Annotated in this window: 27 protein-coding genes; 10 read left to right on the forward strand and 17 right to left on the reverse strand. The window is 65.1% G+C overall.

The window, feature by feature from the left end; translation table 11 throughout:
• The first annotated feature begins 300 nt into the window (after positions 1-300).
• Positions 301-1,290 carry a subclass B3 metallo-beta-lactamase gene (bla, locus tag NR193_RS31705; protein WP_256754605.1) on the forward strand — a complete coding sequence of 330 codons (990 nt, stop codon included), beginning with the start codon at positions 301-303 and terminating at the stop codon, positions 1,288-1,290.
• A gap of 416 nt (positions 1,291-1,706) precedes the next feature.
• On the opposite strand, the gene NR193_RS31710 is transcribed toward bla, so the two are convergent.
• On the reverse strand, positions 1,707-3,209 hold the full coding sequence (locus tag NR193_RS31710) for an ATP-binding protein (protein WP_256754606.1): 1,503 nt from the start codon (positions 3,207-3,209) through the stop codon (positions 1,707-1,709).
• A gap of 430 nt (positions 3,210-3,639) precedes the next feature.
• Here NR193_RS31710 and NR193_RS31715 point away from each other — a divergent pair, with 430 nt between their 5' ends.
• The 3 genes from NR193_RS31715 (at position 3,640) to NR193_RS31725 (ending at position 7,436) form a co-directional block, all read left to right on the forward strand.
• The gene (locus tag NR193_RS31715; protein ID WP_256754607.1) at positions 3,640-6,207 is read left to right on the forward strand and encodes a caspase family protein; all 2,568 of its coding nucleotides are present in this window, start codon (positions 3,640-3,642) and stop codon (positions 6,205-6,207) included.
• Positions 6,208-6,611: 404 nt separating this feature from the next.
• A complete protein-coding gene (locus tag NR193_RS31720) occupies positions 6,612-6,917 on the forward strand; it encodes a hypothetical protein (RefSeq protein ID WP_091581511.1) in 306 nt (101 codons plus the stop codon).
• A 147-nt stretch (positions 6,918-7,064) separates the two neighbouring features.
• Positions 7,065-7,436 carry an endonuclease domain-containing protein gene (locus tag NR193_RS31725; protein ID WP_256754608.1) on the forward strand — a complete coding sequence of 124 codons (372 nt, stop codon included), beginning with the start codon at positions 7,065-7,067 and terminating at the stop codon, positions 7,434-7,436.
• 85 nt (positions 7,437-7,521) lie between these two features.
• Here the strand turns inward: NR193_RS31725 and NR193_RS31730 are convergent, their stop codons facing one another.
• From NR193_RS31730 to NR193_RS31740, 3 genes are all read right to left on the reverse strand, one after another.
• Positions 7,522-8,352, reverse strand: a complete 831-nt coding sequence (locus tag NR193_RS31730; protein ID WP_256754609.1) for an aldo/keto reductase — start codon at positions 8,350-8,352, stop codon at positions 7,522-7,524.
• A 164-nt stretch (positions 8,353-8,516) separates the two neighbouring features.
• Complete coding sequence (locus NR193_RS31735; RefSeq protein WP_256754610.1) at positions 8,517-9,149, reverse strand: DUF5074 domain-containing protein; 633 nt, start codon at positions 9,147-9,149, stop codon at positions 8,517-8,519.
• Between the two features lie 36 nt (positions 9,150-9,185).
• The gene (locus NR193_RS31740; RefSeq protein WP_256754611.1) at positions 9,186-10,406 is read right to left on the reverse strand and encodes a helix-turn-helix domain-containing protein; all 1,221 of its coding nucleotides are present in this window, start codon (positions 10,404-10,406) and stop codon (positions 9,186-9,188) included.
• Between the two features lie 324 nt (positions 10,407-10,730).
• Between NR193_RS31740 and NR193_RS31745 the strand changes: the two genes are divergently transcribed.
• The 3 genes from NR193_RS31745 (at position 10,731) to NR193_RS31755 (ending at position 12,256) form a co-directional block, all read left to right on the forward strand.
• A complete protein-coding gene (locus tag NR193_RS31745) occupies positions 10,731-11,480 on the forward strand; it encodes a thioredoxin family protein (RefSeq protein WP_256754612.1) in 750 nt (249 codons plus the stop codon).
• A 97-nt stretch (positions 11,481-11,577) separates the two neighbouring features.
• The gene (locus NR193_RS31750; protein WP_256754613.1) at positions 11,578-11,835 is read left to right on the forward strand and encodes a hypothetical protein; all 258 of its coding nucleotides are present in this window, start codon (positions 11,578-11,580) and stop codon (positions 11,833-11,835) included.
• A gap of 148 nt (positions 11,836-11,983) precedes the next feature.
• Positions 11,984-12,256, forward strand: coding sequence for a hypothetical protein (locus tag NR193_RS31755; RefSeq protein ID WP_256754614.1), 273 nt, complete (start codon positions 11,984-11,986; stop codon positions 12,254-12,256).
• A 138-nt stretch (positions 12,257-12,394) separates the two neighbouring features.
• Here NR193_RS31755 and NR193_RS31760 read toward each other — a convergent pair whose 3' ends face one another.
• The 9 genes from NR193_RS31760 to NR193_RS31800 all read right to left on the reverse strand — a co-directional run bounded on the left by NR193_RS31760 (position 12,395) and on the right by NR193_RS31800 (position 18,508).
• A complete protein-coding gene (locus NR193_RS31760; protein WP_375162758.1) occupies positions 12,395-13,192 on the reverse strand; it encodes a sigma-70 family RNA polymerase sigma factor in 798 nt (265 codons plus the stop codon).
• A 59-nt stretch (positions 13,193-13,251) separates the two neighbouring features.
• Positions 13,252-13,725: a carboxymuconolactone decarboxylase family protein gene (locus tag NR193_RS31765; RefSeq protein WP_256754616.1), complete on the reverse strand. Its 474-nt coding sequence runs from the start codon at positions 13,723-13,725 to the stop codon at positions 13,252-13,254.
• Between the two features lie 138 nt (positions 13,726-13,863).
• Positions 13,864-14,622 carry an ATP-binding cassette domain-containing protein gene (locus NR193_RS31770; protein WP_256754617.1) on the reverse strand — a complete coding sequence of 253 codons (759 nt, stop codon included), beginning with the start codon at positions 14,620-14,622 and terminating at the stop codon, positions 13,864-13,866.
• Positions 14,615-15,775, reverse strand: coding sequence for a hypothetical protein (locus tag NR193_RS31775; RefSeq protein ID WP_256754618.1), 1,161 nt, complete (start codon positions 15,773-15,775; stop codon positions 14,615-14,617). Before NR193_RS31775 ends, NR193_RS31770 begins: the two co-directional genes overlap by 8 nt.
• Positions 15,776-15,864: 89 nt before the next feature.
• Positions 15,865-16,266 carry a periplasmic heavy metal sensor gene (locus tag NR193_RS31780; protein ID WP_256754619.1) on the reverse strand — a complete coding sequence of 134 codons (402 nt, stop codon included), beginning with the start codon at positions 16,264-16,266 and terminating at the stop codon, positions 15,865-15,867.
• Positions 16,263-16,709, reverse strand: coding sequence for a hypothetical protein (locus tag NR193_RS31785; protein ID WP_256754620.1), 447 nt, complete (start codon positions 16,707-16,709; stop codon positions 16,263-16,265). Before NR193_RS31785 ends, NR193_RS31780 begins: the two co-directional genes overlap by 4 nt.
• Complete coding sequence (locus NR193_RS31790; RefSeq protein ID WP_256754621.1) at positions 16,706-17,290, reverse strand: sigma-70 family RNA polymerase sigma factor; 585 nt, start codon at positions 17,288-17,290, stop codon at positions 16,706-16,708. Before NR193_RS31790 ends, NR193_RS31785 begins: the two co-directional genes overlap by 4 nt.
• 96 nt (positions 17,291-17,386) lie before the next feature.
• Positions 17,387-17,770: a hypothetical protein gene (locus NR193_RS31795; RefSeq protein ID WP_256754622.1), complete on the reverse strand. Its 384-nt coding sequence runs from the start codon at positions 17,768-17,770 to the stop codon at positions 17,387-17,389.
• A 42-nt stretch (positions 17,771-17,812) separates the two neighbouring features.
• A complete protein-coding gene (locus NR193_RS31800) occupies positions 17,813-18,508 on the reverse strand; it encodes an EF-hand domain-containing protein (protein ID WP_256754623.1) in 696 nt (231 codons plus the stop codon).
• Between NR193_RS31800 and NR193_RS31805 the strand changes: the two genes are divergently transcribed.
• The 3 genes from NR193_RS31805 to NR193_RS31815 are packed head-to-tail and all read left to right on the forward strand — an operon-like array spanning position 18,507 to position 19,863.
• Complete coding sequence (locus NR193_RS31805) at positions 18,507-18,917, forward strand: EF-hand domain-containing protein (protein ID WP_256754624.1); 411 nt, start codon at positions 18,507-18,509, stop codon at positions 18,915-18,917. The genes NR193_RS31800 and NR193_RS31805 overlap by 2 nt on opposite strands.
• 38 nt (positions 18,918-18,955) lie before the next feature.
• Positions 18,956-19,384, forward strand: a complete 429-nt coding sequence (locus NR193_RS31810) for a BA14K family protein (protein ID WP_256754625.1) — start codon at positions 18,956-18,958, stop codon at positions 19,382-19,384.
• Positions 19,385-19,437: 53 nt separating this feature from the next.
• Positions 19,438-19,863 carry a VOC family protein gene (locus NR193_RS31815; RefSeq protein WP_256754626.1) on the forward strand — a complete coding sequence of 142 codons (426 nt, stop codon included), beginning with the start codon at positions 19,438-19,440 and terminating at the stop codon, positions 19,861-19,863.
• Positions 19,864-20,049: 186 nt separating this feature from the next.
• Here NR193_RS31815 and NR193_RS31820 read toward each other — a convergent pair whose 3' ends face one another.
• From NR193_RS31820 to NR193_RS31835, 4 genes are all read right to left on the reverse strand, one after another.
• Entirely contained in the window at positions 20,050-21,207 is a 1,158-nt protein-coding gene (locus NR193_RS31820; RefSeq protein WP_256754627.1) for a substrate-binding domain-containing protein, read from the reverse strand.
• A gap of 79 nt (positions 21,208-21,286) precedes the next feature.
• Positions 21,287-22,294, reverse strand: a complete 1,008-nt coding sequence (locus NR193_RS31825) for an ABC transporter permease (protein WP_256754628.1) — start codon at positions 22,292-22,294, stop codon at positions 21,287-21,289.
• The gene (locus tag NR193_RS31830; protein ID WP_256754629.1) at positions 22,291-23,862 is read right to left on the reverse strand and encodes a sugar ABC transporter ATP-binding protein; all 1,572 of its coding nucleotides are present in this window, start codon (positions 23,860-23,862) and stop codon (positions 22,291-22,293) included. The genes NR193_RS31825 and NR193_RS31830 overlap by 4 nt, the downstream gene beginning before the upstream one ends.
• A gap of 151 nt (positions 23,863-24,013) precedes the next feature.
• Positions 24,014-24,754 (reverse strand): DeoR/GlpR family DNA-binding transcription regulator, encoded by a 741-nt coding sequence (locus tag NR193_RS31835; protein ID WP_256754630.1) that lies wholly within the window; start codon positions 24,752-24,754, stop codon positions 24,014-24,016.
• Between the last annotated feature and the right edge of the window lie 4 nt (positions 24,755-24,758).

The following is a 24,758-nucleotide window of genomic DNA, read 5'->3' on the forward strand; positions in this document are numbered from 1 at the left end:
ATCACGAACTCAAATCAATGGGAATCCTGAATCCCTTAAAACGCGACACGCTTTAGGCCCAGTTCACAGAGCCCGGTGCGCGCAGCTGGAGGTTAAGCCACGCGCTTGGTCGCTCCGAGCGTGGTCCAGCACTGCTGCCACGCCAAGCATTCGCGTTGTTTTCTGAGCTTCAATGCCATCGAGCGTGTACTCGTCTCGAGCTATATACTCTGGTATGATTGCATCGCGAATAGTCCGGGACGCGATGATCCCGCTGACACAAACACGATCATGCTTCACGTACTCCGAAAGGGGAAGATCATGTTCAAAATGCCGCTTTCCATTCTAATAGCTTGCTTTTCAATGATCTCTTGCATCGCGATGGCTCAAGACATCTCCAGCGAAGAGAAACTCACTGCTGAGGATATCGCCAAGGAGGGAATCACCAAGGAAAGACTGGCCCAGGACAACAAGCTCTTCATCACCCTCGCGACAAAATTTTTGCACTGGCAAGAACCGCAGGAGCCCTTTCACATTGCCGGGCCGCTTTATTTTGTCGGCACGCGCGGCCTGAGTTCGTTCCTTTTCGTAACGTCTCAGGGCGATATTCTGCTCAACACCGGCGATACCAAATCGGGCCCGATGATCGAGGCCTCCATCAAAAAGCTTGGCTTCAAGCCCGATGACATCAAGATCATCATAAATGGTCACGGCCATTCGGATCACGCAGGCGGATTCGCCTATCTGAAGAAATTGTCCGGTGCACAACTCGCGATCATGGAGCCAGACGTGGCAATGATCGAGGATGGCGGCAAGAGCGATTTTCACTACGGCAAGGACTGGGAAGTGATGGGACAGGACCCGGTCCACGTCGATCGCGTGTTACGTGACGGCGATCGGGTCAGCCTCGGCGACGTCACTTTGACTGGATACAACACGCCCGGACATACCCGGGGATCGACGACTTGGATCACGCACGTCACAGAAGCAGGCAAGACTTATGAGGTTGTTTTTCCCGACGGAGGAGGCTTCAACCCAGGCTATCGTCTAGTCGGTCCGAAGGCCGATTACCCGGGAATTGCCGATGATTTCCGCCGCACGCATCATTTTCACGAGATGCTGAAACCAGATATCTGGTTTGGCTTCCATACCGAGTATTTCAACATGGAAGGCAAGCTCAAGCGCGCCGCCACCGAGGGAGTAAATGCATGGGTGGATCCCGAGGGTTATCGCGAGTTCATCGCCAGCAAGAAGCGCGCATTTGAAGATGAGGTGGATTCGGAACTGGGAGTGGCAGTCACCAAAAAATAGGGTTTAACCCAAGTCGGCTGGCCGTTCTCGTCAGCTGCGAGTCGGGTCCACGGGCCGACAAGGATAGAATGCGGCGGCCGAAGCCGCGAATGACCCCATCTGCCGCTAGCAGGATGTCATGTTTCGACAGCTGTTTGGCGTTTGGCTTACTTCGTCAGGACGGGGCATCGAGAGAGAAAAGGACGTCTGGCTCGGTCGAGCAATTTGTGGGCGAATCCGTTGAATGACCGAAAGAGGTCGTCAGCGGCACGGCTCCTTGTCGGCAACTTCGGCCCGGGAGCCGCCAGTCCGCCTTCGTGCCCAAGGCGACATCAGAACATCTGCTCGGTCAATGACCGCTCGTGGCGCAAGGCAGACTTTGGCGCTGCATTTGCCGTTTGGCTATAGCCACCGCTTGTGGGTATTCTTATTGCCCCTCACAGTGCCAGACTCCCCTGCTCCACCTCCCCGGCATTGGGGTCGCCCGGCGCTGTCGCCCAGGCGAGTTCCACCAGCGTCACGGTGCGCCTTCCGGTCCCGTCGAGCTGGCAGACGATGAGGCCCTGCTCCTCGATATAGGTCAAGAGGCGCCGGGCGCGGCGCAGCGAGTGCGAGCCATAGGCGCGGGCGATAGCGGCGTCGCTCGGGCACGGCCAGCCTTCCTTCGCCGCGCGCGCGATCATCATGAACACGCCCTGCATGTCGTCGGGCAGCAGCGAGGCGCGCACCGAGACGTCCTGCCAGGCGTCATCGCCTGCTGTCATGTCGGAACCCAGCCCGGCGCGGGCGCGCGTCAGCATGCGGCGAAACTCCGGCAGGTCGGGCACCACCGAGGCCAGGCCCTCGATGCGGCAGCGCACCACGAATTCCTGGTAGAGCACGCCGATGACGCGAAAACCCGCATCGGGCTGCGCCAGGATGGCGCGCAGCACGCGGTCGACGCGCTCCCGCCGCTCCGCCAGATCCTCGGCGCTGATTTGCGGATCCGCCGGTTCGGGGCGGATTTCCAGCGCCGCCGATTTCGCCGCCATCAGCTGATCGAGCAGATCCGGCGACGACCGGCGCTGCGGCCGCACGGTCTCGGGCGGCGGCGCGGCCAGGATGATCGCGCGCGCGTCCTCGAGCGCCGACTCCGGCATCGCCATCAGTCGCGGCGTGCCATTGCGCGGGCTTGTGTCGGTCGGGCCGATGCGCAGACCCAGCGGACGGCGCGACAGCGCCGGGCCGAGTGCCATGAACTGCCCGCGCTCCAGGTCGCGAAACGCCTCCGCCTGCCGCCGCTCCATGCCCAAAAGGTCGGCGGCGCGCGCCATGTCGATGTCGAGGAAGGTGCGGCCCATGAGGAAATTGGACGCCTCGGCGGCGACGTTCTTGGCGAGCTTGGCCAGCCGCTGGGTGGCGATGATGCCGGCAAGCCCGCGCTTGCGGCCACGGCACATCAGATTGGTCATGGCGCCGAGCGAGAGTTTGCGCGCTTCATCCGAAACCTCGCCGGCCACCGCCGGCGCAAACAGCTGCGCCTCGTCCACCACCACCAGCATCGGGTACCAGTGGTCGCGCGCGACCTCGAACAGCCCGCCGAGGAAGGCGGCTGCGCGCCGCATCTGGTTCTCGGCGTCGAGCCCTTCGAGATTGAGCACGGTGGAGACGCGATGGATGCGCGCCCGCTCGCCAGCACTCTGCAGGCCGCGCTCGGTATGCTCCTCGGCATCGATCACCAGATGGCCGTAACGGTCGCCCAGCGAGACGAAGTCGCCTTCGGGGTCGATGATGGTCTGCTGCACCCAGGGCGCGCTCTGCTCCAGGAGACGCCGCAGCAGATGCGATTTGCCGGATCCCGAATTCCCCTGCACCAGAAGGCGGGTCGCCAGCAGTTCCTCGAGATCCAGGGTCGCCGGGGCGCCGGCGGTCGTGTGTCCCATCTCGATCGCAACGGTCATGTCTCGACTCAAGGCTCCTTCGCACACGGACTTATCAACCGCAGGATAGCCCGTCGAGCGCCGATGCCCGCCTGCCCGGTGTTGCGCACAGCTGTGGATGACGCTGGCCTGGATAAGGCGGCACGACCCGGAGACTGCTCGATTCGTAACGCAGGCGCCGCCCCTCATTGCCCTGCCGGGCATTTCTCCCCGTAAACGGGGAGAAAGAAGCTGGCCGCAACGCGAGCGCCTTCCTTGCAACGTTGGTGATTGGCGAAACCGCCGATGCGAGCGTCCTTCTCCCCGTTCACGGGGAGAAGATGGCGGCAGCCAGATGAGGGGCGGCGCTGGCTTCGGCAATTGCCGATTGCCCTTCAAACCACCTCGAACATCCGTCATTGAGCCGCCACTTTGTGCCGGTTAGCATGGGCTGGGCTTATCGGGGTTGCGCATGGCGGGCTGGCATCGCGTCATCGTTTTCGCGGCATTGCTGCTGATGCAGCTGCTACTGGCATGGCCGGCATCCGCCGAAGACGCCAGGCCGTTACGCGGCGTGGCGCTGGTCATCGGCGAGTCCAGATACGAGTCCCTGCCCGCGCTTCCCAACCCGGCCAACGACGCGCGTGCCGTCGCCCAGTTGCTCGGCAGTCTCGGCTTCGAGGTCAGCTCGATCCCCGACGGCGACGGTCCGCGCCTGGCGCGTGGCCTGAAACACTTCGTCGAGGACGCGGCCGGCGCCGATGTCGCACTGCTCTATTATTCCGGCCATGGCATCGAGGCCGGCGGCGAGAACTATCTTGTCCCCGTCGAAGCGGACGCCTCCTCGCTTTCCGATCCGGCGAACCGGCTGGTGCCGGTCTCGGCCTTGCTGGCCCAGCTCAAGGCCAGCGTGCCGGTGGCGATCGTGCTGCTCGACGCCTGCCGCACCAATCCGTTTCCGCCGGGCGCAACGCTTGCCGCCCCGTCCGGCGCGGCAACGGTCGCCGCCGCCGGGCTCGATCTGGCGCGCGGCGCCGCGCCGCTGGCCGATGCATCCGGCGCACCGCAAAGCCTTGGCGAGGTGATCGGCTTCGCCGCCGAGCCCGGCCATGCGGCGCTCGATGGCGAGCCCGGCGGCAACAGCCCCTATACCGCCGCCTTGCTGAAACATCTCGCCGCCGGCGGCTTCGCTTTCGGCGATGTCATGACCATGGTCGCCGAGGAAGTCTATGTGAAGACCGGCGGCCGGCAGCTGCCATGGACCAATGCCAGCCTGCGGCGCCTGCTCTATTTCGGCCAGGCGCCGGAAGAGACCGGCGGCGACGAGGCCTCCATCCGCTCCGAGCGGCGCAAGCTGCTGCTGACCATCGCCGCGACACCAGCCGAGCAGCGCTCCATGGTCGAGACGGTGGCGGCGCAGAACGAAGTGCCGCTCGACCAGCTCTACGGCATGCTGGGCGCCCTGCGGGTCGACACGTCGTCCGGACCCGGCGATCTGCAGGCACAGCTCGCCGCGGGCGCGCGGAAGCTGCGCGAAATCCTCGCCCAGCATGACACCGAAACCCGGCAGGATCCGGAATTGATTCGACTTTCCGGCCTCGCCGACCGCGCGCAATCGGAAGGAGCGATCCAGCTTGCGCTGACCTTCCGCGCCAGGGCCAGCGCCCGCGCCGAGGAGATCGACAAGCAGCTCGACGAGGCCGAGGCCAACATCAGGCAGCGACGGCTGGAACTGGCCGACACCTTTGCTGATCATGCCCGGACCGCAATCCTGAACTTCGACTACCGCACCGCCGCCCGGCGTTACGAGGACGCCTTCCGGCAGGCCGAGCGCTGGGATCCGAAGACCGCCTTCATCTACAAGATCTTCGAGGCCGACGCGCTGACCGACCAGGGCATGATCAAGGGCGAGAACGCGGCGCTGTCGGAAGCCGTCGACGTCTACGAAGCGGCCAAGCTGCTGCCCGGCGTCACCGTCTTCACCGGCGGCCCGGCCGGCGTCGCCATCAACGAGGGCATCACGCTGACGGCGCTGGCCGCGCGCGAAAACGGCACGGCGCGTGTCGAGCAGGCGATCGAGGTCTACGAGGATGCGCTGAAAATATTCACGCGCAAGCGCACGCCGGCATTGTGGGCGACCGTGCTGATCAACCTCGGCAACGCCTATGACCTGATGGGCCAGCGCGCCGGCGGCGCGGCCTACTACGCCAAGGCCATGGAGGCCTTCCGTCAGGCGACAAAGGTCTACACGAAGAAGACCAATCCCGACGAATGGGCGGGACTGCAAAACAACATCGGCAACGAGTTCACCGCCCTTGGCGATGGCGGTGATGCCAGAAAGAACTACACCGCCGCGATCGAGGCCTTTCACGCCGCGCTCACCGTCTGGACCCGCGACAAGGTGCCGATGCAGTGGGCCATGGCACTGGGCAACCTCGCGGTCTCCTTGCAGAAGCTCGGCGACATCACGGACGACACGGAGAAACTGGAAGAGTCGCGCGCCGCCTTTCAGGACGTGCTCGAGTTCCGCACCCGGCAAACGCAGCCGGTCGACTGGGCCAACACGCAGAACAATCTCGGCTCCGTGCTCCTGTCGCTCGGCCAGCGCGGCAAGTGCCCCGACTGTTTCACGCAGGCCATCGCTGCCTTCGACAAGGCACATGAGGTGATCACCCGCAAGCTGGACCCCTTCACCTGGGCGACCATCACCTACAACCAGGGCCGTGCCTACCGCTTCATCGGCGATGCCGAAAACAGCGTGCCGCTCTACCGCAAGGCACTGGAACAGATGGACCTCGCGCTCACCGAACTGAAACGCGACAAGTCGCCGGTCATCTGGGGCAAGACCCATTCTGTGCGCGGCGAGATCCTGCTCGCCATCGGGACAAGAACGCACGACAGAGCGAGCCTGCTGGCGGCCCGCGACGCCTTCATCGCCGCCCGCGACATCTTCCGCGAACAGCATTATTCCTCCGGCTTCGAGGGTTTTTACAAGAAGGAACTCGACCTCGTGGAGCAGCAACTCGCCCGGGCGAAATGATCCGGAGGGCAACCCCGGCCAGGCGAGGCCTGTGGATAGTAACCAGATGTTCACCATAGGCCCGCGTTCCGATTGAAGGCATCCGGCATCCGCGTAGCCTGACCTTGCATCGCCCCCCAATGTGATGCGTCCCAACGCCCCAAAATGGCGGCCGGCGCTTTCAAGTTCTCTCCACTCAGTATGCGCCGGTCGCCACCCCGGGTTCTTCTCGCGTGGCAACAGCCAGCTTCGCGGTGCCTGTCGAGCCCCGCCACTGGATCCGCCGACTGAAACCCGTCCGCTGGCGCAAAGCCGGGGTTGACCGGCCCGGATCGCGAGGCGACACTTCACCCGAAGAGCACGTCCGGGAATGTCCATGGCTGGCCTGGACTTGCCCCGACGCACAGGCGCGAGGAGGAAAAGCGATGGACGAGCCCGAACGGTGGCGCCACATGTCGACGGCGCCGAGGGATGGCAGCCGCATCCTGGTCACGGTTCGTCCGTCCGAACAGGGACCGGCGGAAGTCGATCTCGCCTACTGGTCGCGCGGTGACCAGTTCGCCAGCGAAGGCTGGCGCGCCTCGGACTCCTCCCCCGGACGCGTCATCGAGTACGCCGAACCGGAGCTGAAATGCTGGATGCCGCTGCCCACGGCCAACCTCAGCCGCGCCTCGATGCCGGCGCCCTGGCAAGGCGACGACGCCCAGCAGCTCGACGGCTCGGGGATTTGAGGGGCCACAGTGCTGAGCGCGGCCAATCTCTGCGGACAGAGATTGGCGAAAGCAGCGAAGCGGCCAATCTCCCCCCATGTGGGGGAGATGTCCGGCAGGACAGAGGGGGGCGCCGTAGCCCACCATCCTCAACATCGAACACTGACAATGCCCCACACGCCATTGCCTCCGCGAACCCGCGCAAACGCCAGATCGATGCGCAAGGTCATGACCGACGCCGAGTTGAAGCTCTGGAACGAGCTTCGCGCGCATAGACTGATGGGGCTAGGCTTTCGCAGGCAATTTCCGATCGCTGGCTACATTGTCGATTTTGCCTGCCCGGACAAAAAGCTCGCCGTGGAGGTTGATGGGTCGCAGCACGGCGACGCAGGTCTTGCGGTGGCCGACACAGTCAGGACAGGGCGTCTGGAAGCGGATGGCTGGACCGTCCTTCACTTCTGGAACGACGATGTCATCCGCGACATCGACAATGTCTGCCAACATATTGTCATCGCGGCAGGTTTGGGCGCCGTGGACTGATACGCCAGCGGGACAGCGCCCCCCCTCTGTCCTGCCGGACATCTCCCCCACTTGGGGGGAGATTGGCGCTTCGCCGCCGGCTCCCTCAGAACAGGAACGAAGCGCTAGCGGGGTCCGCTCCGACGCGGCCGGCGGCTGAATCCATGCCGCGGATGAGCGCCAGGTCCTGCGCGTCCAGCTCGAAATCGAAGACGTCGAAATTGCCGGCGATACGATCCTGGTGGATCGATTTTGGAATGACGATCAACCCTTGCTGAAGGTGCCAGCGGATGATCGTCTGCGCGACGGATTTGCCGTGTTTCCTGGCAATGCCTGATAGGGTCGGGTCGCTCAGAAGCCTGCCGCTGCCCAGCGGGCTCCAGCTTTCGGTATGGATGCCGTGCCGGGCGTGGAACTCCCTGATGCCGCGCTGCTGGAACCGGGGATGCAGCTCGATCTGGTTGACGACGGGCGTGACGCCGGTCTCGCTGATGATCCGCTCCAGATGATCCTGGTTGAAATTCGAAACGCCGATCGACCTGATGCGACCGGCCTGCTTCAGCTCGACCAGCGTCTTCCACGCCTCGACATATTTGTCCTGGCTGGGCACCGGCCAGTGGATCAGGAAAAGGTCGAGCTGCTCGATGCCAAGCTTTTTCATCGTCTCGTCGAAGGCCTTGCGGGCCGCATCGCGCTGGTGCGCGCCATTGCGCAGTTTCGAGGTGATGAACAGTTCGCCTCGCGGCACGCCGGCGGTCCGGATCGCCTCTCCGACCCCCTCCTCGTTCTGGTAGCCCTCGGCGGTGTCGATCAGTCGATAACCGGCCTCGATCCCCCAGCGCACCACCTGGGCGGTGATGGCTTGATCGACCTGCCAGACGCCAAGGCCGAGTTGAGGAATGGTGGCGCCGTCGTTCAACGCAATCTGTTCGGGCATAGTCAGGTCCTTCTGCATGTCTCGGGGCGGTCCGCCCCGTGCAGAACCTAACTAGGTGCGAGGTGGCCGGATGGCCACCCATCGAGGGACATTTGTCTGCCGGCGATACGATGTCAGGTTGGCGTGGAGCACCAACTTTCGCCATCGTCACCGGCGCCTCGCCCTCACCTCGGCCGGCGCACCGCCCGCACCACCCCTACCGATCCGCCACCGCAGAAGAGCCGGTCGCCGCCATCGGATTCCAGCCCCGAGACGCCCATGCCGGCCGGCATGTCCAGCGTCTCCAGAACCTTGCCGGTTTGCGGGTCGACGCGGCGCAGGTCGCTGTCATCGCCTTCCCAGGTGGCGTGCCACAGTTCGCCGTCCACCCAGGTCACCCCGGTGACGAAACGGTTGGATTCGATGGTGCGCAGGATTGCCCCGGTCTCGGGGTCGATCTGGTGGATCTTGCGCTCGCGGTACTGCCCGACCCACAGCGTCCCTTCGGCCCAGGTCAGCCCGGAGTCGCGGCCGCCGCCGGGCGCCGGTATCGTGGAAAGCACCTCGCCCGTATCAGGATCAATCTTCTGGATGCGATCATTGGCGAGCTGGAAGAGATGCCGGCCATCATAGGCCGTGCCCGCGTGTGCTGCCACATCGATCGAGCGCAGCGGCTGTCCGCTTGCCGGATCGAAGGCATTGAGCCTGTCACTCGAGGCAAACCAGACGTTCTTGCCGTCAAAGCTTACGCCACCGACCCGTTCCACGCCGGGAAACGGTCCATACTCGCGCAGGATTTCGGCCGCTGAATGTTTCATGTCTCGATCCTCAAACCGTGTTGGTCGTGCCCCTTTCTAGCCATTCGGCAGCGGTGCCGGGAGTAACAAGGTGGTCGTGAATCCCACGACCGGCGGCGTCATCCAGCGGCGCGCCCGCCCGTGGCCGAATGACTGCACCTTGCCGGTTTCATCAAGCTGCTCTAGCGCCCGCTGCACGCTGCGCTGGCCGGTTCCGAGCGCCAGCGCCAGCGCCGAGCTCGACCAGCATTCACCATCGGCGAGCAAGGCCAGCACCGCCGCGTGCCGCTCTTCGATCGGCCGCGCCAGCACCGCCACCTCGCCGGCCTGACGCGGCGCCAGCGCGAAGCCGCGCCTGGTCGCGCCGATGTCGGCCAGCGTCCGCAACTCGGCGCGCAGCCGGCCGATCTCGACCCGCAACCTGGCGCGATGCGATTCATCGGCGTGCTTGCCGCCAAAGGCCCGCGCCACGAGTTCCTCTCTCGACACATCGCCCGGCCATGCTTCGGCGAGCGCACGCGCCAGCGCGAACAGCACCGGGCGCGTTGCCAGCGAGATCATCGTTTCGCCGCTGCGCACGGCATAGCGAAAGCTATCGACGACCAGCCCCGGCGATGCCTGCAGCGCCTCGACCTCCTCGAGCAGCAGCGGGCGCTGCTGGCCGCGCGCGATCAGCCGCGCCGCCGGCGTGTCCAGCGCCAGGAACGCGCTGTCGACCTCCGCCATGAGGCCCGCAATGCCGGCCCGGCGGGCGGCGTGGCGTGCCCACTCCAGTGCCGTGCGCGCAGGCTTCGTCTTGAGGCGCCGCATCGCGATGCCGGCGACGGCCAGTTCGTGCGCGGCCCTCGAGGCCGGCGGAAGCGGCGCCGGATCGAGCCCGGCCAGCACGTCCTCGGCCTCATCGAGCCGGCCGATCAACAGCAAGCGCCGCACCTTCAGGTGGCCGGCATGCGCGGCGTTCAGCCGGTCGCCATGCTTTTCCAGCGTTGTCCGCGCCGCGTCGAGCGCCTTGGCAGGCCAGCCGAGGTCACGCGAGACCAGCGCGATCTCGGCCTCGGCGACGACGCACCTGGCGCGCGCCACCGCCTCTTTCGGGCCAAAGGCGCGCGCAGCCCGCCGCAGCAGCGCCTTGGCGCGTTCGAGGTCGCCGAGCTGCGCCATGGCGATGCCGCGCAGCGCCAGCGCCGGCGCATCGTCGCGCAAGGCGACGCGGTCGAGCGCGCCGAGCGGATCGCCCGCCGCCAGCGCCATGCCTGCCGCGGTGATCAGCGAGTCCATTCAAATCCCGTCACACTTGTAACTCCCACCCCCGCGCCGCACCGCCCTAACTTAAGCCAGCACCGTCAACCAGCAAGCCGTGCTGGCAACCGACGGCGCGCCAAAGGAGAAGAAGATGCACAGTTCAGCCGATCTGCCCCTCGACGCGACAATCGACACGTCCAAGCACGCCGGGCGCCACCCCTGCTGCGGCGGGCCAGAGGATTCAAATCCCGTCACACTTGTAACTCCCACCGCTCAGCCTCACCGCCCTACCCTACCGCACGACCAGCAAGCAGCAACACGTCGCAACGGCGCGACGGCAAACTGACAAGGAGACGACCAATGACCAAGCACGTCACGATGAAGACCCCGCCGATCGTTTCACGGCAGGCGTGGGAGGCCGCGCGCGAAGAACTGCTCGTGAAGGAGAAGGCGACACTACGCGCCAAGGACGCGCTGGCCGCCGAGCGCCGGCGCATGCCATGGATGGAAGTGGACAAGGCCTATGTATTCGAGGGCCCCAATGGCAAGGCGAGCCTGCTCGACCTGTTCGAAGGCCGCCGCCAGCTGATCGTCTACCGCGCCTTCTTCGAACCCGGCGTCTATGGCTGGCCCGATCACGCCTGCCGCGGTTGCTCGCTGGGCGCCGACCAGGTCGGCCACCTCGCCCATCTCAACGCCCGCGACACCACGCTCGTCTATGCCTCGCGCGCCCCGCAGGCCGACATCGTGCGGCTGAAGAAGCGGATGGGCTGGGAGATGCCCTGGTACACCATCACCGACAGCTTCGACAAAGACTTCGGCGTCGACGAATGGCATGGCCACAACGTCTTCTTCCGCGACGGCGACCGCATCTTCCGCACCTATTTCATCAACAGCCGCGGCGACGAGGCGATGGGCACGGTCTGGAGCTATCTCGACGCCACCCCGCTCGGCCGCCAGGAGGTCTGGGAGGATTCGCCCGAAGGCTATCCGCAGACCCCACTCTACTCGTGGTGGAACTGGCACGACAATTACGATGCCGGGGCCGACAAGAAATGGGCCGAGGTGTCGGCTGCCGGCGAAGCCGCGTTCCGGGACAAGGGTGAGTAGGAAGGACTGGCGCCTATCCAGCTTGGGTTCCTCGCCCCGCGGAGTGGGGGGAGGAACCCTGGTTCTGACGGGTCGCAACCATCAAAGGAAAAGCAACATGAGCGACCTCCACTCAAGCGCCGGCGGCGCGGTCCCCGAAAGCACCGCCTCCTCCGGCATCGCCGAATGGCTGTGCCTGGCCGCGGCACCCACCTTCGCCCTGATGGCGCTGCTCTCCTGCGTTCAAGGCGGCAATGCGGCCATGCTGTGCATGGGCGCCGGTACATCACCGCTCACGGGCATGCCGGCGATGTATCTGCTGATGAGCGCCTTCCACCTGGCGCCCTGGCTGCGGGTGATTTCCCGCCGGCAATAGCGGCCCGACAGGCAGTCCATCCCGGCAAGTATCCATCAGCAACAGCTAATTGACAGTTCGAAAGAAACGGCGCTGACTGGCTTGCAGAGGTGGATCGCAGCATCAGGCGGGCGACATCGACCGCCGGCGTCACCTTGGGGAGGATGCCATGCCAACTGTCATTGGCCATCACGACATCACGAAAGATAGCAAGCACTGGCTCGGTTCCCCCAAGCGCAAGGAGCTTTTCGGCGCGCTTGGGATCACCAACATCCGCACGTTCGTCGACCCGCAGAACCCGAAACGGGTGGCCGTGATGATGGACGTTCCGGACATGGACAAGATGGCCGCGCTGATGCAGACCAAGGCAGCCGCCGACGCGATGGCCCACGATGGCGTGGTGCCGGAATCGCTTGTGATCCTGGTCGAAGCGAAGGGGTAGCTGCTCCGGCTCGTTGTTTCCCCGTTCGGCGGTGGACCTAGAGCATGATCCCGAAAAGTGGAATCCGGTTTTCGGGAAAGATCATGCTCAAACAAAGAGATAGAGCCCCATCCCGATTCCATCGGGATGGAACAGGCTCTAATGCAGATGCCTGAGCTTGTCGGGGTTGCGCATCACGTAGATTGCCGCGATCTTTCCGTTCTCGATTTCGAGCGCGGTCGTTTGCAGATCGCCATCGGCCTCCAGCGTGATGAAGCCGGGCAATCCATTGACGAAACCAACGCGGACAAGTTTTGAGCCGTTCTCCTGGAGAAAGGCCGCCACACGCTGATATTGGCTCATGACGGCATCGTAGCCCAGGACCACTTCGAGGGCTGCCGGACGCTTCCCGCCGCCATCGGCATGGGCGCTGACATCGGCCGTCAACATCGCTCCGAGCGCCTTCATGTCGCCGCTGCGCGAGGCGGCGAAAAAGGCCTCGGCAAGCGCGAGGCCTTGCTGCTTTTCCACCTTGAAACGAGGCCGCGCCAGCCGGACATGGGTCCGTGCGCGGGCAGCGAGCTGGCGACAGGCGGCGGGTTCGCGCTGGATGGCGGCCGCGACCTCCTCAAACCCCAGCCCGAACACATCGTGCAGCAGGAAGGCCGCCCGCTCGAGTGGGGAAAGCCGCTCCAGCACGAGCAGCAGCGGCAAGGTGACGTCTTCCTGGTCGTCCTCTTCCACGACGGGATCGGGAAGCCAGGGACCGACATAGCTCTCGCGCTGGCGTCGAGCGGATTTGAGCTGGTCGAGGCAGAGCCGCGTGACCGTGCGGCGCAGGAACGCCTCGGGCTCGCGCACCTCGCCGCGGTCGGTCCTCATCCAGCGGATGAAGGCCTCGTGCACCATGTCTTCGGCGTCCGCCATGGAGCCGAGCATGCGGTAGGCAACACGCATGAGCTTTGGACGCAGCGGCTCGAAATTCGCTGCCGCGTCCTCGGATCCGGCGTTCGCCGTCAAGCGGCGGCCGCCTTGGCAGCGGACCTTATCGTCGCCGGATCGGCCCAGCCACCGAAACCGACCGCGAGGCGGTTGTAGCCGTTGATGACATTGATCATCAACGTCAGCTTGACCTGCTCTTCCGGCGTGAACTCGGCCTTCAGGGCTTCATAGGCACTGTCGTGCGTGTGTCCTTCGCAGAGCCGCGTCAGCGCCTCGGTCCAGCCGAGCGCGGCGCGTTCACGATCGGTATAGCAAGGGGCCTCGCGCCAGGCCGACAGCAAATAGATGCGCTGCTCGGTTTCTCCATCTTCTCGCGCAAACACGGTGTGCATGTTGAGGCAGTTGGCGCAGCCATTGATCTGGGACGCACGAATCTTCACCAGCTCGCTCAGGCTGGGCTCGAGGCTGGAGGAAATGGCAAAGGATGCGCGTTGCCATTCCTTCATCAGCGAGGGGGCAGCGGCGAAGAGATCAAGTTTGGCGGTCATGATTGGCTTCCTTCTGTTGGTTCCGGCATCATGACGAGGCAGCGTCCGCCAATGTGACATACACACCAAGTTTTTTTGATGCCTGGCGCCCAAGCGGTTCACGCCACGATGCACGCGGCGATGCCCGCGACTGTCGCTTCATGCCTCGGCGCCGTGGGTCGCAAGCGCCTGCATGACGCTGGCTTCGAAAGCGCCAGGCACGCGCCCGGCCTCGGCCAGCTGCCGGGCATCCCACTGTCGCGCCACGCGACCCTCGGCCAGAAGCAGGGCACGGTTGCACAGGCCCGGCACGGCTTCCACGACATGGGTGGAGATGATGACAGCATGGCGGCCGCCCGCCGCAAGGGCCAGGACGATGCGCTTGACCTCGAAGGCCGCGAGCGGATCAAGGCCGTTCAGGGATTCGTCGAGGATCAACAGCGGCGGCACGCCCAGCAGTGCCGCCGCGATGGCGATCTTGGCCCGCGTGCCCAGCGAATATTCGCCGATCGGCCGCTCTATCCAGCGCCCCAGCCCGAGCCGCTCGGCGACGTCGGCGCCGGGCCAGTTGTCCTCCGCGCAGCCGCGGATCGATGCGACGAGTTGGAGATATTGCCGGCCGGTGAGCGCAGCCGGCAGGTCGGGCGGATCGATGGCGAGACCAAAACCGGCCTTGGCGCGTTCCGGCGCGCCGGTGAGATCGACGCCGTCGATCGCGACGCTCCCGGCGAGCAGGCGGATCTGACCGGTGACGGCCTTCAGCAAGGTGGATTTGCCCGATCCGTTGGCGCCGAGAAGGCCGAGGACGTCGCCCGGGTTGAGCGTGAGCTCGATGCCGCCAACAACCGGCCGACCGCCATAGCCGGCTCCGAGACCGCGAACGGCGAGGATCTCGGGCACATCAGCGGTACTATCCATGGCGATACCTCTGGCGCGCCCGGTGCCACAGCCACAGGACAAGGGCGGCAAAGCCGATCAGCACGGTGCGCCCATATTCGAGCGACTCGTAGCTGGCGTAGGCGATGGCGCTGAGGAAGCTCAGCGCGGCGACGAACGGCGCGGTCATGAAATAGGCGGCAAAGACCGCGTAGGCGCCGTTCAGCGCCAGCAGCCATAAACCACTGGCAACGGGCAACGCCCATGCCGACGGCTCCGCCGCCAGGGCAGCGCTCGCCGGCAGTGCGAAGAAGGTGACCGACAATTGCAGGGGCAGCCGCGCCAGGCGCAGCCAGGCCCTGACGAAGCCAAGCGGAGCGGTGCGCAGCACAGGCGAGCCGAGCGGGTGGAAACGCGCGCTCAGCATGAACACGACAAGGCCGCCTGTTAGCGCAGCCATGGCTGCCGGCGCGGCGTTACGGTGGAGGAGGCTGGCCGCAGCGGCCAGGCTGGCGGCGACACCGAGCAGGACGGCGGCGCCGGTCAGGCGCCATGACGGCCGGATGCGGCCGGCAGGCAGGTTCCACGCCCAGCTCGAGAGCCAGGCGGGTGTCGAACGATCGAAGGCACCGAGCCAAGGCCGGCGCCCACTTGTTTCGCCCGCCAAGGCCGCAGTGCCGATGCGCATCATGTCAAGGTCCCACAACAGGCGCCAAGTAGCCGCCGTGCCGAAGCCGGTGGCAAACAGCACCGCCGCGCCAAGACCCCAGACCGGCGCCAACGGTTTTGCGATGACGGCACAGCCAAGCCCGACTGCCGCCGCGACCATCATGGCCAGCGGACCGCCGATGGAAAAAGCCGCAACCGCCGCCATGCGCCGGCGCGCTCCGAGCGACAGCGGCAATGCCTTCAGGAAGGGCGCGAAGGCTCGCGACAGGCAAAGGCCGGCAAGTGCGCTGCCCGCGAAACATCCCAGGCCAAGAAGTGCCGCCGGCAGGCCGAACGTCCACAATGCCTGCGCTTGCCGCAGCGTGTCCGCCGCCATATGCAAGGCGAGAACGATGTCGGCAATGGCGTAGGCCAGCAGAGCGCCACCGCCGAGCCCGATCCAGGCAAGGTCGCGGCGGCGCATCGAGCGCAAGCCAGCCAGCAGCTCGCGCCAGAGCAGGGTCAGGACAAGCCTGTCGTGCCGCATGGTTCCATCTTCGCGATCAGGCCTCGCAACCCGGTTGGACACCCGACAAAGGTCGGCGACGATTGTGCCGCCAGTAGGGCCGTGACGGCTCACCCTCCCGAAGCGGACTTCGCATTGACGTTCTTCAGCGCGGTCAGGAGATAGTCCTGCATGGTCGCCTGGAGGCTGGTCGTGGCCGTGCGCACCGCCGCCATCGCGTCCTTCACCGCCGCTTCGTCGAAGGGCTTGGCCTTTTGCGCCGCCGCCAGATTGGCGCGCGCGGTGCGCAGTTCGCGCAGCGCCTGGAAGGTACGTGCGCGGTTGTCGCGCAGCACGCCACGGAACTCCTTCCTTACCTCCGGCGGATAGGTGCTGGCGATTTCCGACAGCAGCACGCGTGCCGCCGCACCCTGCCGCAGCCCATGCATGGCATAGCCGACCAGGAAGAAATTGACGGCGAGCGAAAGGGCGAGCAGCACCAGCGTCGCCGTCCATAGCCAGGAGCGCCTCAAAGCGAATCCTCCTCTGCTGGATCAGCGGCCATGTCGGCCCCGCCACTGCCGGAGAGCCGCGCCCCGGATGCCAGCGCCAGAAGTTCCGAATCCTGCAAATCGTCCTGCAGCCGCGCCACCTGGTAGCCCGCCAGCGTCACCGCGACGAGAATGGCCGCGGCGCAGGCCGCCAGCCCTGCCGGCGCCAACAGGAAGCGCGGCAGCAAGGAGGAGCGCGCCGGGCCGCTGTCGATACGGGCCAGCACCTTGCGCGCCAGCGCCTGGTCGTCGCCTTCGATCAGCGTCGCTTCGAGCACAAGCCGGTCGAGCGCGGCGTCCGGATCGTCCGCAGGCCCAGCCTCGTCCGCCATGAAGGCCAATGCCTGCTGCCGGAAGGGCGCCGGCCATGCCTCGACGGTGTCGCCGAAACGGCGCCGGTTTCGTTCGAATTCGTCCCTTGTCATGAGGACTTCCTTTCGCGGCCCGCGGCCGCCATTGCCATATGATCCCTGAGTGCGCGCCGGCCACGGACAAGCAGTTGCTCGGCCGAACCGACGCTGCCGCCCATCACCTCGGCGATCGCCGCGATGTCGAGGTCGCCGACGGCCCTGAGCAGCACGGCCATGCGCTGCCGCTCCGGCAGGCGCGAGAGGCCGTCGCGGACGATCGCCAGTTCCTGCCGCGCCGCTGTCGTCGCCTCGGCGTCGGCCTCCGGCGAGGCGACTTCATCCCTGATGTCGTCGAGACCGATGAAGTTGCGCAACGCCCGGCGCCGGCGCTGGTCGATGCAGCGATTGGCGGTGATCCGGTACAGCCAGGTCGAGGCCCGCGCCCTGGCGGGATCAAACCGGGCGGCCTGTTTCCAGACGGTCACGAACACCTCCTGCACCACATCCTCGGCGTCGCCGGCATTGCCGAGATAGCGCGCCGCAAACACCCGCAGGCCGTGGCCATGGCGGGCGATGAGCTCGGACAATGCGCCCTGGCTGCCCGCCGCGATGCGCGCCAGAAGGTCGTCGTCGCAACGGGCCCCCTCATGCGACACGGCGGCAGGCACCTGTCGGCTTGGCGAATCCGAAATTCGCATCGATCCGGATGAGCGCAGAAACGAATTTCGGATGCAAATCCATCACACCAGATGTCAGCGGCGCCAGCGGCGGAAGCCGTGGATCGTGTTGCCGTCCGGGCCGGTGATGCTGCCAGCCGAACGGCCACGGAACGGTCCACGCGCCGACACCCGCTCTCCGGAGAAGGACTGCCCGTCCGGTCCGGTTCCAGAATAGCTTCTGGCGCAGCGGTCAACAACGCCCCCGACGCATTTGGAGCTCGACGTATAGGTGCCGCCATTGGGGCCGGTGCGCGTGGTCGAGCCGGTATGGATGTTGCCGTCCTTGCTGACGCTGCGGCTGATCTCGCCGCCATGCGCGGTCGGCCGTTTCCATTCCTCGGCGGTGGCTGGCGAGGCAGCCGACCAGACAAGCATTGCGCCAAGGCAGAGCAAAGGGAATTTGGCTGAAGAGAGCATTCTGTACTCCTGGTTTTGATAGGGAATGATCTTTGTGGATCGTCAGTTGGCGCGCTCGGCGATCAGCTTGCGGACCGAGGCGATCTCGTCGGCCGAGAGCTTGCCGTCGCCATTGCGGTCGGCGAGGTCGAACAGCGGCATGCTGCTGGCGAACTCCTGTTCGGAGACCTTGCCGTCGCCATTCGTATCCAGGCGCCGCCAGCGGTTGCCGAGCCTGGCCTGCGCGGCATCTGCCCGATCCATGATCGCATCGCGGGCGTTTTCGATCTCCTTCTCGTCGATGACGCCGTCGCCGTTGCGGTCGAGCTTCTTGAACAGGCGCTCGCGGGCGGCCGCCATCTCGTCCTTCGAGATGGCACCGTCATCATTGGTGTCGATCCGTTGCAGGATGCGCTGACCCGGCATGTCTTGGGCCTGTGCGGCGGAAAGCGGTGCGAGCCCCAGAAGGAGGGCCGCGACGAGTGCTGGGCGTTTCATGATGATGATCCTTTCGTTGTCAGGTCGCGGGGGCGACTGCTGACCGATACGCAGGAAGCGCCCTGCCCCTACGCCCGGTGCGAAAGATTCTTTGCCGAGCTGCCAATCCGTGGGGTCGGCGGTTTGCGCCGGCGGCGCCCTCAAAAAAATCACCGCGTGCCGCGTAGGAGCGGACGAGGCGCTGCGTAGAAGGCGCTGCAAGGACGGGCCGCGGCGGGTCGTCCAACCCAATGCGGAGACCAACATGAACAAGATCGTCATGGCCTTTGCCGGCCTGCTGCTTGGCGCGGGCAGCGCCTGTGCGGCGGATGGCGGCGGCGCCCGGGAACTCTTCCGGCGCATCGACACCAACGGCGACCGCAAGCTCGAATTCAGCGAGATCCAGGCGGCACGGGCGCAGATGTTCGACCGGATGGATGCCAACCACAACGGTCTGCTCGATGCGGGCGAGGTGCGCGCAGCCGTGGAGCAGGTGAAGTCGAAGCGCGACTTCCAGGCCGCGCAGTTCGCCGGCTTCCAGGCGCAAGCGGACCGCATGGACCGCAATGGCGACGGAAAGATTTCGCGCGACGAGTTTGCCGCCTTTATTCCCGACCGGCTGCTGCGCGCGGACACGAATGGCGACGGCGCGCTTTCGATTTCCGAACTGCGGTCGCTCCGGCGCCAGTGATGCCTGAGACCTTCCACACCACCCAACAAAGGAGAGAGATGATGAAACGGACACTCACGGCGTTTTGCGGCCTGATGATTGGCGCCTCGGTGCTGGCCTCGCCGGCCGAGGCCTTGCCGGTCGTGCCGACCTCGGGTCCGGTATCGGCCACCACCGCACCGACGCCGGTCTGGTTCCGGCGCGGCTTCTACGTCGTCGGCGGCGGCTATTACTACAATGGCTACCGGGGCTATGTCCGCGTGCGGCCCGGCTACCGCTACTACAATGGCTACTGGTTCCCCGCCGCCGCCTTTGCCGCCGGCGTCGCGGCGGCGACCGTGCCACCTGTGCCGCCGCGTCCCGCCGCCCGGCTCGCCGCCGCGCATGTGCGCTGGTGTTACGAGCGCTATGTCTCCTACCGCGCCTGGGACAACAGCTATCAGCCCTATGACGGACCGCGCCAGCAGTGCTGGTCGCCCTATAGCTGAGGCGATGGAGGCTCCTCGCGGAGAGCCCTCTTCAACACGGCACGGGAGACGACATGATCGACAATCGCTCCATGCCCGCGAGCGCGGTCATACCGGTGCTTTCCTATCCCGATGTCGAGAAAGCCAGCCGCTGGCTTTGCGAGGCCTTTGGTTTCGAAGCGCGGCTGATGATCGGCACCCACCGAGCCCAGCTCGGCTTCGGTGACGGGGCTGTCGTCGTCACCGAATTGAAGGGCGGCGAACGGATAGAGGCGCGGACAGCCAAGCCATTCGCCGTGATGGTGCGCGTCGAGGATGTCGATGCCCACCATCGTCGTGCCGCGCGCCATGGCGCCGCCATACTGGGCCCGCCAACGAGCTATCCCTATGGCGAGCGCCAATATTCCTGCCGTGATCTCGGCGGCCACGACTGGACCTTCTCGCAGTCGATCGTCGATGTCGCGCCTGAGGACTGGGGTGGCATTGCCATCGGCAACTGAGCGGCCTCGACCTGCCTATCGCGGTTGCGGCCGCGTGTCGGCACGCAGCGGCTGGCGCCTTTTCTTCGGCGATGGCGGCCCGCGCGCGGGCGACGCCGGCCCGTGGTGCTGGCAGGCGCCGACACCACGGACCGGCATAACCAGCCATGGCACAGGTCGCCCCGGTGCCATGGCTGGCTCATGATCTCAATTGCATTTCGGCTTGGCGCTGTTGCAGGCGTCGACCAGCTCTGCCGGCGGATCCTTGTGGAAGACGGTCTTGAAGGATTCCAGCACGTTGGACTGCACCACCGGCAGTGACTGCACGCCGACCCAGGCGGGCGTGGGTTGCCCGATCAGCGCCTTCATCATTGCCAGCGCCTCGGCGACACCCTGGTCATAGGGACGCTGCGAACCGGTGGCCTTGAGCGGACCGCCCTTGGCGATCTCGATCGCCGACTGCAGGCCGAGATCGACCGTGGTGATCGGAATGTCGATGCCTTGCGCGCGCATCGAGGACAGCGTGTCGAGCGCCGGCTGATCCCACACCGCAAACACACCCTTCACATCGGGATTACCGGTCAGGAAGTCACCGGCGATCTGCGACACTTTCGAGGGGTCGGTGAAGTCGACCTGCTTCATGACAATGTCGGGCCGGTTCTTCTTCATCCACTCGCTGACGCCCTTGGTGCGCTCATTGGTGCTGAAATAGTCGACGCCGAAATTCACCAGGCCGATGGTGCCGCCCTTGGGCATGCAGGACGCCAGGATCGTTGCCGCGATCTGGCCATTGCCCTGGCTGTCGGCCGAGATCATCGAGGCAAAATCCTTTGGAGATTCGAGGCCAACCGGGATGCTGTCCATGAACACCAGCTTGATACCGGCCTCGCCCACCTTCTTGTAGGTCGGTGCCGTGGCGGTGAAATCGACGGGGATGGAAATGATGCCGTCCGGATGCTGCTGGATGGTGTTCTCGATATCGGCGATCTGCTTGTCGACCTGATATTCGGCCGACGCTACGCCGGTGACGGTCACGCCATATTTGGCCAGCGTTTCGCTGATGCCTTGCACCTGCAGCTGCGACCAGTCGAGGTTCACCGTCTGCATGGAAATGCCGACCTTGAACTTGCCGGCCTTGACCTTGGCGGCTTCGTCGTCGCTCAATTTCAGCTCGTCCGGCGAGGCTGCCTTTTCGCCGTGCGGCCCCTGCCCGACAATGCCCTTGGGCCCGAGCGTCGCCATGTCGACGCCGGTAACGCAGGTCTCCGGCGTCTGTGCAAAACTCATGGATGTCGACAGCGCGAACGCGCTGGCGGCGAGGCTCAATGTACAGAAAAGCGATTGGATTCGTACCGATTGTTTCATGACTTTCCTCCGTTGATCGTTGACGTTTCGTTGCCGTTTGGAGCCGACAATTTTCTGCTGATATCCGTGGATGCGCGCCTTACCTCCTCGTGAACGCGACCGCGGCGACGATGATTGCTCCCTTGATGACGAGTTGCAGTGACGAGCTGACGCCAAGCAGCACCAGTCCGTTGTTGAGCGTGCCGATGATCAGGCTGCCGAGCAGCGTACCGAGCACGAAGCCACGCCCGCCGAAAAGGCTGCAGCCGCCGAGGATCACCGAGGCGATGACATCGAGCTCCATGCCTTGCACCACGTCGGGCCGCGCCGCGTGCGAACGCGCCGACAGGATCAGCGATGCCAGGCCGGCGAGCGTCCCGGTCAGCACGAAGGCCAGCGTGGTGACCTGCTTGATATGGACGCCGGAATAGAGTGCCGCCGTCGGATTGCCGCCCGCCGCATAGACCTGCCGCCCGTAGACGCTGTAGTGCAGCAACAATATGCCGGAGATGGTGACGCCAAGCGTCCACAGGATCGGCGCCGGGATGCCAAGCAGGGAACCCTCGCCAAAGATCGCGAAATAATACTCGTTGGTGATGATGACCGGCTTGGTGTTGGTGACCATCAGCGCCAGGCCGCGCGCGCCGCTCAACGTGCCGAGCGTCACCAGGAAGGACGGGATTTCGAGGCGAGTGGTCAAGACACCGTTGATCAGCCCGATCAGCGCCCCGGTGCCCAGCCCCGCCACCGCGCCGACGACCCAGTTGTTGGCGACGAAAGCCATGGCCAGTGACGCACTCATGCCCGAAAGCGCCAGCGTCGAGGCGACGGACAGGTCGATCTGCCTGGAGATGATGACGAACGTCATGCCGACGGCGATGATCGAAACCAATGTCGTCTGCCGGCCGATGTTGAGAAAATTGTCGATCGACAGGAACCAGGGCGATGCCAGGCTGAAGACGATCAGCATGATGGCGAAGGCGACGTAGAGCATGTAGGGCCGCTCGCCCTGAAGCAGATGCCGCAGCGTCGCGCGGCCGCCCGGCTGGTTGGCGGCACTTGCCCCGCTTGCCATTGGTGCCTTTGCCGGGCTCTGGGTGTCGGTCATGCCGCGTGCTCTTCCGATGGCTGCGAAAGTTGGATGAGGTGATGAAGGTCCTCGGCGCTGCCGAGGTCTTGTCTGGCAATCGTCCTGGTGATCCGGCCATCGACGACAATGGAGATGCGGTCGCAGAGCTGAAGCAGTTCGGACAGATCCGAAGACACCAGCAGCACACCGCTGCCAGCCGCCGCGGCGGCGCGAATGACGCCGTAAATCTCCTCGCGCGCCCCGACATCGACGCCGACTGTCGGCTCGTCGAGCAACAGTACGCGCGGCCGCGGCTCGTTCCATTTGCCGAACACGACCTTCTGCTGGTTGCCGCCGGAGAGGTTCTTCACAGTGGTCGACGCGCCTGGCGCCTTGACGGCCAGTCTGCGCATCGCGGCATTGGCGTGCTCGTTCGCCGGACGGCGCTGCAGCCAGCCAAGGCGGGAGAAATATGGCAGCCGGGGCAGGGTCAGGTTGCGTTCGATCGAATGTTCGAGCACCAGGCCCTGGACGTGCCGGTCCTCCGGCACCAGGGCGATGCCTTGTCGTATCGCCGCCGCTGGATCGGTTCCCTTCAGCGAAACGCCATCCAGGCTGGCCTCGCCCGACTGCACGGGCCGCAGGCCGAAGATCGTCTGCAGGATTTCGGTGCGTCCGCTGCCGATCAGTCCGGCAAGACCATGGATCTCGCCGCTGTGCAGCTCGAGATCGGTCCGGTCCAGCCGGTCATTGCCGACGCCCTTCAGTTCGAGCACCGGCTTTTCAGACGAACCGGTGGAGGATGGCACGCTTTGCTCGGCTGCCGCGCCGTCCGCCTTCAGAACGGCGTGATCCGGCCCGACGATCGCGCCGACCAATTGCCGCATATTGGTTTGCGCCGTGACAAATGTTCCGGCGTTCTGCCCGTCGCGGAACACGGTCACCCGGTTCGAAATGCGGAAGACCTCGTTGAGGCGATGCGTGACGTAGATCACCCCGACGCCCCGCGCGGCGACCGCGCGGATCGCCTCGAACAGGATCTTCTCTTCATCGTCGGTCAGCGCGGAGGTCGGCTCGTCCAGGATGAGCAGGCGAACGTCACCCATCAGGGCCTTGGCGATCTCGGTCATCTGGCGATAGGCAAAGGGCAGCGAGCCGACCATGGCGCGGGGATCGAGCGGGATGTTCTGCGATTTGAGGAATGCTTCGGCCTGCGCCACCAGCTGGCGCTTCTTCAGGAAGCCGAAGCGGGTCCTCGGCTCTCGCCCCAGCAGCAGATTGTCGGCAACCGAAAGCGATTCGACCAGGCTCAGATCCTGGTAGACGACCGCCACGCCGGCGTCGCGCGACTGGGCGGGCGAAACGAACGAGACCGGCTTGCCATCGATTTCGATCGAGCCGCCATCATGCACATGCACGCCGCTCAGAATCTTGATGAGCGTCGACTTGCCGGCCCCGTTTTCGCCAAGCAGGGCGTGAACCTCACCGGATCGGATTTCGAGACTGACGCCGCGCAGCGCATTGACGCCGCCAAACCGCTTCCTGACGCCCTCGACGCGCAGCAAGGGTGTCTCGGACATCAGCACAATCGAACCCTGTTCGATCATGGCGCCTGCGCTTCCTCCCGTTGACGCGTCCCCTACCCTTCATGCGAGATCGTCTTTTTGAGACTTCTCTTACTTTTTTTGTGACTTTTCCATCAGCGGTACGAAATGTCAAATGAAGGCTTGTCGCCGCATGAGGCATTTTGAAATCAGGTCAGGCCTCGCCGAAAGATTCCGGCCCGACCTCGCCATGTTCTGTGATGACGGCGTCGAAGCCGTCCATCGGCGCGAAGAAGGCGCGCTTGAGCTTGCCGATCTTGCTCGAGTCGACGACCAGGTAGTTCTCGCGCGCCAGGCTCATCACCTTCTGCTTCACCACCGCTTCGTGGAAATGCTCGCAGGTGGCGCCGCGCTTGGCATCGACACCCGAGGCCGACAGGAAGGCGACGTTGATGCCAACGCTCTTCAAGATGTCGAAATCATGCGTACCCGAGAAAGACGCCGAGGCGGGATGATAGACACCGCCCAGCATGATGATCGTGACATTGGCCTTGCGGGTCAGGCGTTCCGCGACATTCATGGCGTAACATATTGCCGTTATTTGATAATTGTCGGGAATGAGATCGATCAGATGGATCAGCGTCGTGCCGCAGTCGATGAAGATCGTCTCGTCGGGCCGTATCTTGCACACCGCGTGCAGGCAGGCTTCGCGCTTCGCGGCCGCATGGCTGTCGGCCGCGGTCGCCAGTTCGTAAGGAGCGTCGGTGTCGATCTCCGCCGCCGCCAGTATATGCCCGCCGAGATAGGCGATCTGTCCCTGGTTGGTGGCGATGTCACGCCGCACCGTCATCTCGGAAACGCCGAGAAGAATTGCCGCTTCGCTGAGATGAATGACCCGCCGTTCCGACAGCAGATGGATCAGCCGGGCTGTCCTTTGTGCTTTGCGAGAAGTCATGCGT

The sequence above is a fragment of the Mesorhizobium sp. Mes31 genome (genome assembly GCF_024519675.1).
Taxonomy (GTDB): Bacteria; Pseudomonadota; Alphaproteobacteria; order Rhizobiales; family Rhizobiaceae; genus Mesorhizobium.